Below are 12,964 nucleotides of genomic sequence, written 5' to 3' on the forward strand. Positions count from 1 at the left end.
GTCTCCTCAGCGGTATCGGGCGGTGAGTTCTTCCAGCTGCGGGACGAGCTGGTTGGGGGTGGGCAGGGCGTGGATCTCGTCGCGCAGGTCGTGCGCTCGTTCGCGGAAGGCGGGTTCGTTCAGCAGGCGCAGCAGGCTGTCGCGGACGGCCTGCCCGGTGGCCTGGCTGGTGTGGATCTCCAGTCCGGCGCCGTGTTCGGCGAGCTTGCGGGCCAGGATCGGCTGGTCGTAGTGGTAGTGCAGGGACAGCTGGGGGACCGGGTGCAGGGCGGTGGTGGCCAGGGTGGCGGCGCCGGCGTGGTGGATGACGGCCGAGCAGGTGGGGGCCAGAGCGTGCCAGGGCACGTAGGCGACCATCCGGGTGTTGTCCGGGACCCGGGGGAATCTGCGCTGCTCGGATTCGGCGACGGTGGCGACGAGCTCGATGTCGAGGTCGGCCAGCGCGTCGAAGATGTCCTGCATGTCGATGTTGTAGCCGTCGTAGACCTCGGTCGCGCTCAGGCCCATGGTGAGGCCGACGCGTGGTCGCCGGGGTGGGGTGCGCAGCCAGTCGGGCACGACGGCGGGGCCGCCGTAGGGGACGTACTGCATGCGCAGGTAGTGCAGGCCCTCGGCCTCGATCTGCAGGCTGAGCGGGAACTGGTCGATGGTGAAGTTCCCGGTGAGCATGTCCTCGGAGAAGTCGAAGCCGTACTTGCGGCCGTAGCCGGCCAGCCAGTCGGCGAGCGGGTCGGCGCGGTCCTCGGGCGGCTGCTGCTCGTTGAGCCGCCGGTAGAGCCGGCGGACACCGCCGTGGACGTCGACGCCGAACAGCAGCCGGGCGTGCGCGGCGCCGCAGGCCTTGGCGGCGATCGCGCCGGCGAAGGCGAAGGGTTCCCAGATGACCAGGTCGGACCGCCAGTGCCGGGCGAAGTCCACCAGCTCCGAGATGAGAGGGAAGTTCCCGTATCGATGTCCTTCTCGCGCCGCCGAGGCGATCCCGGGCTTCAGGTACTCCCAGGTGGCCTTCGCGGGATCGTCGAAGGCGTCGTACGGCGCCGGGATGCCTGGCCGCTCCGCTTTGGCGTCTTCCGACGTCCGTGTCATGCGCGGGTTGTGGTCACGCCCGATCGGGACCGCGGTCAGCCCGGCCTGGGTGATCACATCGGCGAAGCCGGGCTGGGCGGCGAACCGGACCTCGTGCCCCGCCGTGCGCAGCGCCCAGGCCAGCGGCACCATGTACAGGAATATCGTCTTCGCCGGAGTGGTGGCGAACAGGATCCGCATCGTCTTCCCTTTCTGGGCCGGTGTCAGCGGTGTTCGGCGGCGCGCTTTTCCAGCTGCGGGGCGAGCTGGTTGGGGGTGGGCTGGGCGTGGATCTCGTCGCGCAGGTCGTGTGCCCGTTCGCGGAAGGCGGGTTCGTTCAGCAGGCGCAGCACGCTCTCGCGGACGGCCTGGCCGGTGGCCCGGTCACCGAGGAGCATCAGGGTGGCGCCCTGCCCGGCGGCGCGGCGGGCGAGTTCGGGCGCGTCGAACTCCCACGGCACGGTGAGCTGGGGAACCCCGTGCAGGGCGGTGGTGAGGAAGGTGCCGGGGCCGGCGTGGTTGATGACCGCGGCGCAGGTCGGGGTCAGGGCGTGCAACGGCACGTAGGAGACCACCCGGGTGTTGTCGGGGACGCGAGGGGCTTTGTGCCGCTGGTTTTCCGCGATGGTGGCGACGAGTTCGATGTCGAGGTCGGCCAGTGCGTCCAGGATGTCCTGCACGTCGACGGTGTAGCCGGCGAAGCGGTCGGTGGCGGTGGTGCCGAGGGTGAGGGCGACGCGGGGGCGTTGGGGTGGGGTCCACAGCCATTTCGGCACGACGGCGGGTCCGCCGTAGGGGACGTACCGCATGGGGAGGTAGTCGAGGTCGGCTCGCATGCTCAGTGAGGCGGGGAGCTGGTCGATGCTGAACTGGCCGGTGACGAGGTCTTCGCCGAAGTCGAAGCCGTACTTGCGGGCGTAGCCGCTCAGCCAGTCGGCGAGCGGGTCGGCGCGGTTCTCGGGCGGCTGTTCGGCCTTGAGGCGCAGGAAGCGTTCCCGGGTGGCGCCGAAGACGTCGATGCTCCACAGCAGGCGGGCGTGGGCGGCGCCGCAGGCCTTGGCGGCGATCGCCCCGGCGTAGGTGGTGGCCTCCCAGATGACCAGGTCGGGCCGCCAGTGCCGGGCGAAGTCCACCAGATCGGCGACCATCGGAAAGTTGTCGAGCTTGTGCCAGTGGGCGATGAGGTGCCGGTAGCCGTCCTGCATCGCCTGCCAGTCGAGGGCCGCGGGGGCCGTCACCGCCGCGTCATAGGGCGCGGGCAGCCCGGCACGATCCGCCTCCTCGTTCTCGGGGTGCATCTCGGCTATCCGCCAGGTGGTGTGGTTCCGGCCGACCGGCGCCGCGGTGAGGCCCGCCTGGGTGACCACGTCGGCGAAGGAGGGCTGGCAGGCGACGCGGACCTCGTGGCCCGCGGTGCGCAGCGCCCAGGCCAGCGGCACCATCGTCTGGAAGATGGTCTTGTCCTGGTAGGTGGCCAGCAGGATGCGCATCGTTTTCCCTTCCTGGGGTCCAGCGGGTCACTCCCGGCTCGGCGCGAGCCTTGTGGTCCGGACCTCCGGCTGTGATTCGTGCGGGTCTCATGATCGTCCGCACGACTCGCCTTCTCTCGTCGTGGCCCGGTGTCAGCGGTGTTCGGCGGCGCGCTTTTCCAGCTGCGGGGCGAGCTGGTTGGGGGTGGGCTGGGCGTGGATCTCGTCGCGCAGGTCGTGTGCGCGCTCGCGGAAGGCGGGTTCGTTCAGCAGGCGCAGCACGCTCTCGCGGACGGCCTGGCCGGTGGCCCGGTCAGGGCGGATCGTCAGCGTCCCTCCCTGCCGGGCGGCGCGGCGGGCGAGTTCGGGTTCGTCGAAGTCCCACGGCACGGTGAGCTGGGGAACCCCGTGCAGGGCGGTGGTGAGGAAGGTGCCGGGGCCGGCGTGGTTGATGACCGCGGCGCAGGTCGGGGTCAGGGCGTGCAACGGCACGTAGGAGACCACCCGGGTGTTGTCGGGGACGCGAGGGGCTTTGTGCCGCTGGTTTTCCGCGATGGTGGCGACGAGTTCGATGTCGAGGTCGGCCAGTGCGTCCAGGATGTCCTGCACGTCGACGGTGTAGCCGGCGAAGCGGTCGGTGGCGGTGGTGCCGAGGGTGAGGGCGACGCGGGGGCGTTGGGGTGGGGTCCACAGCCATTTCGGCACGACGGCGGGTCCGCCGTAGGGGACGTACCGCATGGGGAGGTAGTCGAGGTCGGCTCGCATGCTCAGTGAGGCGGGGAGCTGGTCGATGCTGAACTGGCCGGTGACGAGGTCTTCGCCGAAGTCGAAGCCGTACTTGCGGGCGTAGCCGCTCAGCCAGTCGGCGAGCGGGTCGGCGCGGTTCTCGGGCGGCTGTTCGGCCTTGAGGCGCAGGAAGCGTTCCCGGGTGGCGCCGAAGACGTCGATGCTCCACAGCAGGCGGGCGTGGGCGGCGCCGCAGGCCTTGGCGGCGATCGCCCCGGCGTAGGTGGTGGCCTCCCAGATGACCAGGTCGGGCCGCCAGTGCCGGGCGAAGTCCACCAGATCGGCGACCATCGGAAAATTGTCCGGTTTGTGCCAGCGGTACAGGAGACTTACGTAGCCGTCCTGCATCGCCTGCCAGCCGAGGGCCGCGAGGTCCGTCACCGCCGCGTCATAGGGCGCGGGCAGCCCGGCACGTCCCGCCTCGGCCTGCTCGGCGTGCGCCTCGGCTATCCGCCAGGTGGTGTGGTTCCGGCCGACCGGCGCCGCGGTGAGGCCCGCCTGGGTGACCACGTCGGCGAAGGAGGGCTGGCAGGCGACGCGGACCTCGTGGCCCGCGGTGCGCAGCGCCCAGGCCAGCGGCACCATCGTCTGGAAGATGGTCTTGCTCTGGTAGGTGGCCAGCAGGACACGCATCGTGTCGTTTCTCCTCAGCGGTGTTCGGCAGGTCGTCCCGGCCCCGCGCACCGCCCGGTCAGTGCGCGGAAACGCGCCGGAACCAGCGCACGGTAATGCGCAGAAGTAGCATGCAAGAATTCAATGCGAAATATGTCGACGGGCTGAGCGGCTCCCGCTGGGCAGCGTAGCCGATGGGGAAGTACGTCGCCCATATCCCGGTCAGCGTGATCCTTCCGGTCCGGGATCCGGCGGTAATTCGTGCAGGTCTTATGATTGCTGAGGAAATGCGGGCGATCCTGTGGTGCACCTTTTCCCGTCACGGCCGGGTACGGGTGGTAGGGCATGGCCTGTCCCGCTGGCGGGACGGTTCCCCAAAGCCTGGCTCTCGGCCTTGGGGTTTCCTCGTGACCGGGGCGCTGATTTTTGGGAAGAGGATCGGTAGAATGCCCGACACGATCTGGTTTATCTCGGGCATGGCTGCGGAGTCGCGCCGTGGAGCTTTATAGGAAGAGCGGGCCGATGGCGGCCGTGCCGGTCGCTCATGTTCTTCTCCGCCGAGAGCTGCGCCGATTTGAAATGCGGTGATAGAAAGATGTACAGGGCTCGCTACGTTGAGATCTATGACCTGCTCATGCGTAATCGAAAAAAGGATTACGCCGACCAGTCGGCAGAGGTGGCTCGGATAGTACACCGGCGGAATCCGTTTGCTTCGTCCTTGCTCGATGTGGCCTGTGGGACCGGCCTGCATTTGCAGTTCTTCGTGAAACTGTTCGATCGAACCGTGGGGCTGGACATCTCGGAGGACATGCTGAGGTTCAGCCAAGCGAAGATTCCGGGGCTCGAGGTGCGATGTGCGGATATGCGGGAATTCGAGATGGGGGAGTTGTTCGACGCGATCACATGTATGTTCGCGATTCCGCACCTGCAGTCGGTGGCCGAGCTCGAAACGACGATCGAGTGTTTCGCACGTCATCTGGCGCCGGGAGGGATATTGATCATCGAGCCGTGGTTCGGCCCGGACGAGTTCATTCCCGGACACGCGGCCACCGATCTCATCAAGGACGGATCAAGGACGATTTTCCGGGCCTCTCATTCCATCCGTCATCCCGGCGACGGTGACCGGATGCAGATGGTGGTGCACTCCGTCGAGGTCGATCCCGCCTCCGGAATCCACCATTCCACCGATACGCTCCTCATGACGTTGTTCACCCGCGAGCAGTACGAAACGGCATTCGCGAAGGCCGGCTGCGATGCCGAACACCTGCGGGACGACCGTTTCGAACGGGGCCTATGGGTCGCCCGGCGTGCTGCTTCCGGAGGGAAGGACGCGCGAAGGGACGGTTGATCGTGGGGCCGGCCGGGAGCCCGGCAGCGTCCCGGCGCGTCGACGGGCGGGACGCGCCCCGGTCACCTCTTCTCAGTGGTGTCGGGCGGTGAGTTCTTCCAGCTGCGGGACGAGCTGGTTGGGGGTGGGCAGGGCGTGGATCTCGTCGCGCAGGTCGTGTGCCCGTTCGCGGAAGGCGGGTTCGTTCAGCAGGCGCAGCAGGCTGTCGCGGACGGCCTGCCCGGTGGCCTGGCTGGTGTGGATCTCCAGTCCGGCGCCGTGTTCGGCGAGCTTGCGGGCCAGGATCGGCTGGTCGTAGTGGTAGTGCAGGGACAGGTGGGGGACCGGGTGCAGGGCGGTGGTGGCCAGGGTGGCGGCGCCGGCGTGGTGGATGACGGCCGAGCAGGTGGGGACCATGGCCTGCCAGGGCACGTAGGAGACCAGGCGGGCGTTGCCGGGGACGCGGGCGAGCTTCCTCTGTTCGGATTCGGCGACGGTGGCGACGAGCTCGATGTCGAGGTCGGCCAGCGCGTCCAGGATGACCTGGACATCGACGTCGTAGCCGTTGTAGACCTCGGTCGCGTCCAGGCCCATGGTGAGGCCGACGCGTGGTCGCCGGGGTGGGGTGCGCAGCCAGTCGGGCACGACGGCGGGGCCGCCGTAGGGGACGTACTGCATGCGCAGGTAGTGCAGGCCCTCGGCCTCGATCTGCAGGCTGAGCGGGAACTGGTCGATGGTGAAGTTCCCGGTGAGCATGTCCTCGGAGAAGTCGAAGCCGTACTTGCGGCCGTAGCTGGCCAGCCAGTCGGCGAGCGGGTCGGCGCGGTCCTCGGGCGGCTGCTGCTCGTTGAGCCGCCGGTAGAGCCGGCGGACACCGCCGTAGACGTCGACGCCGAACAGCAGCCGGGCGTGCGCGGCGCCGCAGGCCTTGGCGGCGATCGGTCCGGCGTAGCTCAGCGGTGCCCAGATGACCAGGTCGGGCTGCCAGTGGCGGGCGAAGTCCACCAGTTCCTTGATGATCGGGAAGTTGCTCACCCGGTGCCACCCCTGCGTCGCCTTGAGCATCCCCGGCTTGAGGTACTCCCAGGTGGCCTTCGCGGGATCGTCGAAGGCGTCGTATGGTGCCATGATGCCGACGCGGAGGGCGTCCAGCCTGTCCTGCCTGTTCTCCGTGATCCGCCACGGGTCGCGGTCGTCACCCAGCGGCACGGCCGTCAGTCCGGCCTGGGTGATCACCTTGGCGAAGGAGGGCTGGCCGGCCACGCATACCTCGTGGCCCGCCGTGCGCAGCGCCCAGGCCAGCGGCACGAGGTACTGGAAAATGCTCTTCTCTCGGTTCACGGCGAACAGGACTCGCACCGAACTTCCCCTCCTCGGGTTGCGACGGTCAGGTGGGCTCGTGGGCGATGGCGGCTGCCGCGCCCTCCAGCCCGTCCGGCAGTGACACGCGGGGCGCCCAGCCGGTGGCCCTCTGGAACATGGACGGATCGGCGACGAAATCCATCGTGTCCGTGGGCATGGAGTGCTCCGCTGGCGGGACCGGGACGACCGGGACCGGAGGCCGCCCCGACTGAGTGGCGACGACCTTCGCGATCATCGTGAACAGGTCGGCGACACTGGTCGCCTGGCCCGTGCCGATCAGCCAGTGCCGGCCGGAGACCAGGTCGGTCCGGTCCAGCGCGGCGACGAACGCGGTGGCCGCGTCGTCGACACAGAGCAGGTCGCGCTTGGGGACGCCGTCGTTCCACATCGTCAGTGGCTGCTCGGCGAACGCCCGGCGCATCATGACCGAGACCACGCCCCGGTCCAGTGCGATCGGATCCGTACCCCGGCTGTAGAGGGTCGCCAGTCGCAACGTGCTCCCCCGGATCAGCCCCTCGGCGTCGGCCGCCCTGATCGCGCGCTCGGCGTCCAGCTTGTGCTGGTCGTAAGCGGTCAGCGGCTCGTCCGGTTCGCTGCCGTCGAACCGGGCCGACGAGGAACGCCCTCCCTGCGACACCGATCCGGCGAACAGCACCACCGGCGGCCGCGCCGGGCGCCGCGTTCGGATCGCGTCGACGAGGTCGTGCACCAGGCCCAGGTTGACCCGCTCCGCGGCAGGGTCGACCGCGGCGGCCCGCCACGTGCTCGCGTTCCCCATGTGCGCGACCAGGTGAATCACCGCGTCGGCGCCGTCGACCGCGGAGGCGAGGGCGTCGTCGCGGGTCAGGTCGGCGATGCGCACCTCGACGTCGGCATGCGATCCGGACGGAACGGAAGTGGGGCGGCGCCCGACCAGCCGGAGCCGGACCGGCCTGACCGCCAGCTCGCGGGCGACGGCCGTGCCCAGCAGGCCCGAGGCGCCGAGTACGGTGATCAGCGGTTTCGCGGCCGTGGTTGCCATGTGTTCTCCTTCACGTTGCCGGAGCGGATGAGTCGCGACGGGGACGGGGCGACGTCGTCCAGCGGGCCGTCAGGACACCTCAAGGGGCCGGGGCGGCGCGGCCCGCCAGCTCAGCGGCGGGGGAAGCACGCCGGTGGTGTTCCGGTCGATGTACTCCTCCCACTTCGGACGCTCGATCTCGAAGTTGTGCAGGTCCCACAGGCGCCCGCGGAAGTACATGTGATCGTGCAGGGCGCCGATCTCCCGGTCGCCCCCGGTGATCCCGAAGGAGGTGAAGCTGGCCTCGGTGGTCTGCCCGATCACCCGTTCGACGTTCAGTGTGGCGAAGGCATAGTTGATCATCAGCAGAATGGCCTCGGAGCCCACGCCCAGCCGGGCCCGCTGGGGATCCAGGTAGACGGCGCACCTGACATGCCCGGCCGGGTCGAGCGCGTGCAGGCCGGCGAAGCCCAGACGCTCGTTGGTGGCGGTCGTGGAGACGTGGAACGCGGCGTGGGCGCGCATCGTTCCCCGGGCCGCCCGTACCGCCGGGCGGACACTCTCCACCCCCGTACGTACGAAGATCTGGGCGAAGCCGGCCTGGTCGGTACCGCTCGCGGGGTGGAGCACGATGCGGCGGGACGCCGTATGCGGAAAGATCAACTTCTTGGGTCCTGTCATCTGGGTCAGCTCCGGTGCGTCGGCGAGCCGGTGGAACGGAACTGGTCCCAGCTCATCTCGCCCATCGCCGACGGGAGGTTGTGGATGTCGCGCAGATCCTCGGGGGTGAGGAGCAGATCGACCGCGGCCGCGTTGTCTCCGAGCCAGTGCCGTCGCCTCGTTCCCGGGATGGGGACGACGTTGCCGCCCTGGGCCATCGTCCAGGCGATCGCCACCTGCGCCGATGTGACGCCGTGCCGGGCGCCTATCGCGCGCAGGCCCTCGACGATCGCCTGGTTGACGCTCATCGCGTCGGGGCTGAAACGCGGGTCCCGGTTGCGGGAGTCGTCCGCGCCCAGGGCGGTGTGGTCGACGTGGCCGGACAGGTACCCGCGGCCCAGCGGAGCAAAGGCGAGGAACCCCACGCCGTTCTTCTGACTCCACGGCAGGACGTCGTCGAGGGTGCTCGTGGACCATACCGACAGCTCGTACTGGACCGCGGTGATCGGGAACACCGAGTGGACCAGCTCCAGCTCCTCGCAGGTGGCATGGGAGATGCCGAGCGCCCGGACCTTGCCCTCGGTGACCAGTTCGCCCAGCGCGCCCCAGGTCTCGACGAGCGGGACGGCCGGGTCGACCCGGTGCAGCTGGTACAGCCCGATGGAGTCGGTCCCGAGCCGGCGGAGCGATCCCTCACAGGCGGTCCGCAGGTACTCGGGCCGGCCGTTGCGACGGAACTTGCCGTCCGGCCCGACCACCAGGCCGCACTTGGTGGCGATCGTCACGTCGTCCCGGTGCGATCCGAGCGCGCGCCCGAGCAGTTGTTCGTTGGTGTACGGCCCGTAGACGTCCGCGGTGTCGAAGATGTCGATGCCGTAGTCGATGGCCCGGTGGATGACCCGGACGGACTCCTCGTCGTCCCGGTCGGCCGGCCCGTAGCCGTGTGACATCGAGCTACAGCCGAGGCCGATCGCGCTCACGGAAAAGTCGTCCGTGAGGTTGGTCTGGCGCATTTCTACCTCCTGTCCACCAGGTAGGTGAGCGGGGTCAGCTGGACGGGTTGTCGTTGACCAGGAATTCGGACACCAGTTCCGGGGTCCCGCCGTGCGCGAACGTCACGGCCTGGTCCGCGGCGACGTCCGGTATCTCGTACGAGCGAGCCCCGGCCGCGGTCGACACCCGGATGGTCATCAGCCCCAGCGCGCGCTGCAGGAGCGACTGGCTCAACGTCCAGCCGATCACTCCCCGGCACTGCAGCACGACCGTGTTGCGGCGCACCACCCCGGACCGCATCACCAGGTACGGCCCGGCCAGCGTGTGCCCCAGTGACCGGTACGCCACGAACGCCAGAAGGCAGGTCAGCGGCATCAGTGCGACGAGGACCAGCCAGATCCGTTCGGGAACGGCGCCGGTGGCCCCCAGCCAGGCCAGCAGGCCGGCGACGATCCCCGGTACGTAGAGGGCCCAGATCAGCCGGCGATACAGCGCGGCGCGCGGGTGGGCGCGGAGTTTCGCCTCCAGCGGCCGGTGCTCGTCTCCGAGGACCAGGACCGCCACCCGGCGTGCCTCGCCGATGGGCGCGCGCGGCAGGATGCTGCTGGACGCGTCGCTCCCGGGGATCCATCGCAGCCCGGTCGAGATGACCTCCGTCTCGGCCAGTCCCATCCATCGGGAGAGCAGCGGTTCGCTGATGTGGACCCCGCGCAGGCGCCTGTCGTCGCGGTACACCTCGCGAGTGTTGAACAGCCCCTGCCTGGTGAGCAGCGCCGTGCCGCCGTCGTCGGTCGTGGTGCGGACCAGCTCGAAGTTCCACTTCTCCTTGAAGAAGGTGATCGTCAGGCCGATGGTGCCCACGACGAAACAGCCGGTGGCACCGACGGCGATCGACCAGCCCAGGCCGAGGTCCTCCCAGCCGACCGCGTTTCCGATGACCTCCCAGAGGTCGACGTCGAACATCTGCAGCGTCAGGCCGGCGCTCACCAGGAACAGCCCCGCGACCAGGAAGGACCAGATACTGATCACGTTGTACGGGACCCAGGACCAGCTGAGCCGCGCGATGACGGTCTCCTGGGGCGCCGGGTGGTCGTTCTCGGGATTCACGTCCTCGCTGGGATCCGCGCTCCCCCGATCGCGCAGCAGTTCGTCGCGGAGCTCCTCGGCCGCCTTCTTGGGGATGGCGTCGAGTTTGAAAGAGGTGCGCGCCTCGCCGGAGGCGATGTGCAGCACGCGGAGCCCGGCGATCCGGTGCCGGAACTTCGCGGTGGTGTCCACCGTGCGGATCCGGTCCCTGGGGACGGAGCGGTACCTGCGGACCAGTACCCCTCGGCGGATCTCGACCCGGTCGACGGTCAGCCGGTACCTGGTGGTCAGCCAGCGCCGCAGGTTCAGGATGCTGACCGTGGTGCCGATCACGGTGATGATGAGGACCGGCCAGGCGTCGAAACCCCGGTCGAAGACGAACATGGTGAGAAAGCTGGGGATCAGGCTGAGCACGAATCTCAGCCCGTCGACCCACGCCACCCGGCTGCTCAGCCGTTGCCAGCCGACCCCGTCGTCGACCACCTCGACGGCCTCGGCCGGCGCCTTCTCGGCCGCCACTTTCGCGGTCGGCGGCGGGGTGGCGGGTGGTGGCGGGTCCGTCCGGAGCGGTTCGTCCGCCGACCGGGTGGTGCTCACGTGGCATCTCCCGGAGTGGCCTGGGTGATCTCGGTGAGCCGGCGCGAGCACTCCTCGGCCACCCTCGCGTCCAGTCCGTCGATGGTGATCCCGCCCTCCCTGGAGGCGGTGGTCACCTTGAGCCTGGCCAGGCCCAGCACGTGCTGCAGCGGACCCCTTCTGGTCTCCACGGACTGGATGCGCGAGATGGGGGTGATCCGCCACTCACGGGTGATCCAGCCGTTGAGCGCGTAGACGGCCTGGTCGTCGATCTCCCAGCGGTGCACCAGATAACGCCAGGTCGGCATGACCGCCACGTTCACCGCGTAAATCGCCGAGAAAATCCAGATCACCGGGCCCAGCCATGGCCGGGTGATCGGAACCAGCGCGTACAGCACGCTGAGAGCACCAACGACGAATATTCCCCAGATCAGTGCGTTGAGCGTCCACATAAGGATCGACCGCCGCTCGATCCGATGCCTCGGCGGGTGCAACCTGAGCGGTTCCCGAGCCGGTTCGGGAGGGATCACATGCAATGTGTCAGGCATATCGTCATCCTGGGTCGGTGGTACTCCGGGCGCAATGAACGGCCTGCCGGTAAAAGTGGCTCCAGTGTCATTCCATGGATTATTCTGCACCCGTTTCCCCAGGCGCATTGTTTGGCCGGCCGACACCCGGGATTCCGGTTCTGCCGCCACTGCGCTGTCTCGCTGGCGGGACAGCGCACGGGCCGGCGGCTAAACCGGCGACGCCTGCCCCTGGGGCGCCTCCGCGGCCGCCTGCTGCTTCTCCTGATCGTCCTCCGTGGTGAACTTGACGATGAACTCCGCGAGGTCGCGGAACGTCTCGCCCTGGAAGCCCTCGAACCGCTCCAGCAGCTTGAGCTGCGTGGTGTTCTCCAGCTCCAGCAGGATCTGGACCATCGAGAACGAGTCGAGGTCGTGCAGCGACTCGGGCTGCGGCACGTCGGGCTGCTCGGCGCAGATCATTTCGGCGGTACCCCGGACCATGCGCTCCACATCGTCGACCAGGGTGAGGTCGACATCGGTGGCCAGGTCATTGTCTGACATATCTTTCGTCCTTTCGTGCGGTCGCGGTGATGTCCACGCGAGGTCCGAATCGACAAAGCTTGGAAGTGCTTTCGCGGGCCCGCTCCTAAACGGGGCTTTGTCGGTGGACGCCTAAACGCGGACGACAGTAGTCACGGCCTCATGTCGGGGGCAATAGCGTTAGCCCCGTTCACTGTTCTTATCCGGCTACCCGAAATAACCGGCGGGGTGCCGGTGACCGTGCCGATGTGATAGATCTGGTGAACACCCGAAGGATTTCCGGCCGACGTACTGATTCGGTGTGTGTCCACCTGTCCCGCCGGCGGGACGGGCGATGGTCCGTGCGCGTTTCCCGAAAATCTGTGCCATTGGCGCGTGAATGCCATTTCATGTCGCCGGAGCTCGGCTCCGAAACGAGGATGACCAAGAAATGTTGTTTCCTTACACCGAGTCCAGGCAGATCGAGCTGCGGCCCGCGGGCGTCAAGGACGCCGCCAAGGTCTACGACATCCTGTTCCGACTGGGGCACAGCGGCCTGCCGGTGATCGACAGGTTCGTCGACACCTTCGGCCAGGGGTTGTCCGCCTGTTTCCTGGTGCATCGCAAGGACACCGGGGAGGTCGTCGGGTTCAGCACGCTGTCCGAACTCGCCCCTGCGGGCCATCTCAAGGCCGACGTCCACCTGGCCGGCCAGCCGGACGAGATCCGGATGGACGTGGTCGCGCTCACGGTCAACTTCGCCTTCGCGATGTGGCGCACTCGCAAGGTCTACTTCCACGCCACCGACCCCGGCATCGAGAACCTCGGGTTCGCCGAGCCGCACGCGCTGATGGTCGAGGCGGAGGCGGTCCTGCCCAGGCACACCTACTTCCACGGCCAGGTCCTGGACGTCCACGTCTTCGCGATCTACCGCGAGGCCTGGGACGTGCACGGAGTAGACCTTCTCAAGCACATCGTCTGAAACCCGTCGTCCGAGCCC

General features: G+C 68.6%; 12 protein-coding genes. 2 read left to right on the forward strand and 10 right to left on the reverse strand.

Going from position 1 to position 12,964, the window contains the following annotated elements:
• Window positions 1-6: 6 nt before the first annotated feature.
• The 3 genes from ACFQVD_RS33795 to ACFQVD_RS33805 form a co-directional block, all read right to left on the reverse strand.
• Complete coding sequence (locus tag ACFQVD_RS33795) at window positions 7-1,266, reverse strand: activator-dependent family glycosyltransferase (protein WP_343962495.1); 1,260 nt, start codon at window positions 1,264-1,266, stop codon at window positions 7-9.
• A gap of 23 nt (window positions 1,267-1,289) precedes the next feature.
• Complete coding sequence (locus ACFQVD_RS33800; RefSeq protein WP_386273047.1) at window positions 1,290-2,555, reverse strand: activator-dependent family glycosyltransferase; 1,266 nt, start codon at window positions 2,553-2,555, stop codon at window positions 1,290-1,292.
• Between the two features lie 132 nt (window positions 2,556-2,687).
• Window positions 2,688-3,953: an activator-dependent family glycosyltransferase gene (locus tag ACFQVD_RS33805; protein ID WP_386273048.1), complete on the reverse strand. Its 1,266-nt coding sequence runs from the start codon at window positions 3,951-3,953 to the stop codon at window positions 2,688-2,690.
• A gap of 523 nt (window positions 3,954-4,476) precedes the next feature.
• On the opposite strand from ACFQVD_RS33805, the gene ACFQVD_RS33810 reads away from it, so the two are divergent.
• Complete coding sequence (locus tag ACFQVD_RS33810) at window positions 4,477-5,280, forward strand: class I SAM-dependent DNA methyltransferase (RefSeq protein ID WP_343983835.1); 804 nt, start codon at window positions 4,477-4,479, stop codon at window positions 5,278-5,280.
• A gap of 72 nt (window positions 5,281-5,352) precedes the next feature.
• On the opposite strand, the gene ACFQVD_RS33815 is transcribed toward ACFQVD_RS33810, so the two are convergent.
• The 7 genes from ACFQVD_RS33815 to ACFQVD_RS33845 form a co-directional block, all read right to left on the reverse strand.
• Window positions 5,353-6,618, reverse strand: a complete 1,266-nt coding sequence (locus tag ACFQVD_RS33815; RefSeq protein WP_386273051.1) for an activator-dependent family glycosyltransferase — start codon at window positions 6,616-6,618, stop codon at window positions 5,353-5,355.
• Window positions 6,619-6,646: 28 nt separating this feature from the next.
• Window positions 6,647-7,642, reverse strand: coding sequence for an NAD-dependent epimerase/dehydratase family protein (locus ACFQVD_RS33820; RefSeq protein WP_343962513.1), 996 nt, complete (start codon window positions 7,640-7,642; stop codon window positions 6,647-6,649).
• A 69-nt stretch (window positions 7,643-7,711) separates the two neighbouring features.
• The gene (locus ACFQVD_RS33825; RefSeq protein ID WP_386273055.1) at window positions 7,712-8,284 is read right to left on the reverse strand and encodes a GNAT family N-acetyltransferase; all 573 of its coding nucleotides are present in this window, start codon (window positions 8,282-8,284) and stop codon (window positions 7,712-7,714) included.
• Window positions 8,285-8,307: 23 nt separating this feature from the next.
• Entirely contained in the window at window positions 8,308-9,294 is a 987-nt protein-coding gene (locus ACFQVD_RS33830) for an aldo/keto reductase (protein WP_343962517.1), read from the reverse strand.
• A gap of 34 nt (window positions 9,295-9,328) precedes the next feature.
• On the reverse strand, window positions 9,329-10,957 hold the full coding sequence (locus tag ACFQVD_RS33835) for a PH domain-containing protein (protein ID WP_343962519.1): 1,629 nt from the start codon (window positions 10,955-10,957) through the stop codon (window positions 9,329-9,331).
• A complete protein-coding gene (locus ACFQVD_RS33840) occupies window positions 10,954-11,484 on the reverse strand; it encodes a PH domain-containing protein (RefSeq protein ID WP_343962521.1) in 531 nt (176 codons plus the stop codon). The genes ACFQVD_RS33835 and ACFQVD_RS33840 overlap by 4 nt, the downstream gene beginning before the upstream one ends.
• Window positions 11,485-11,673: 189 nt before the next feature.
• Window positions 11,674-12,006, reverse strand: a complete 333-nt coding sequence (locus ACFQVD_RS33845; RefSeq protein WP_343962523.1) for a hypothetical protein — start codon at window positions 12,004-12,006, stop codon at window positions 11,674-11,676.
• A 409-nt stretch (window positions 12,007-12,415) separates the two neighbouring features.
• On the opposite strand from ACFQVD_RS33845, the gene ACFQVD_RS33850 reads away from it, so the two are divergent.
• The gene (locus ACFQVD_RS33850; protein ID WP_343962525.1) at window positions 12,416-12,946 is read left to right on the forward strand and encodes a GNAT family N-acetyltransferase; all 531 of its coding nucleotides are present in this window, start codon (window positions 12,416-12,418) and stop codon (window positions 12,944-12,946) included.
• The last annotated feature ends 18 nt before the right edge of the window (window positions 12,947-12,964 follow it).

The sequence above is a fragment of the Streptosporangium amethystogenes subsp. fukuiense genome (assembly GCF_042665875.1).
Taxonomy (GTDB): domain Bacteria; phylum Actinomycetota; class Actinomycetes; order Streptosporangiales; family Streptosporangiaceae; genus Streptosporangium; species Streptosporangium fukuiense.

What these genes read in the sequence shown, in the direction of transcription:
- ACFQVD_RS33845 (WP_343962523.1), bottom strand. Translation starts at nt 12,006, where the DNA reads ATGTCAGACAATGACCTGGCCACCGATGTCGACCTCACCCTGGTCGAC.
- ACFQVD_RS33810 (WP_343983835.1), top strand. Translation starts at nt 4,477, where the DNA reads ATGTTCTTCTCCGCCGAGAGCTGCGCCGATTTGAAATGCGGTGATAGA.
- ACFQVD_RS33820 (WP_343962513.1), bottom strand. Translation starts at nt 7,642, where the DNA reads ATGGCAACCACGGCCGCGAAACCGCTGATCACCGTACTCGGCGCCTCG.
- ACFQVD_RS33830 (WP_343962517.1), bottom strand. Translation starts at nt 9,294, where the DNA reads ATGCGCCAGACCAACCTCACGGACGACTTTTCCGTGAGCGCGATCGGC.
- ACFQVD_RS33800 (WP_386273047.1), bottom strand. Translation starts at nt 2,555, where the DNA reads ATGCGCATCCTGCTGGCCACCTACCAGGACAAGACCATCTTCCAGACG.
- ACFQVD_RS33840 (WP_343962521.1), bottom strand. Translation starts at nt 11,484, where the DNA reads ATGCCTGACACATTGCATGTGATCCCTCCCGAACCGGCTCGGGAACCG.
- ACFQVD_RS33795 (WP_343962495.1), bottom strand. Translation starts at nt 1,266, where the DNA reads ATGCGGATCCTGTTCGCCACCACTCCGGCGAAGACGATATTCCTGTAC.
- ACFQVD_RS33850 (WP_343962525.1), top strand. Translation starts at nt 12,416, where the DNA reads ATGTTGTTTCCTTACACCGAGTCCAGGCAGATCGAGCTGCGGCCCGCG.
- ACFQVD_RS33805 (WP_386273048.1), bottom strand. Translation starts at nt 3,953, where the DNA reads ATGCGTGTCCTGCTGGCCACCTACCAGAGCAAGACCATCTTCCAGACG.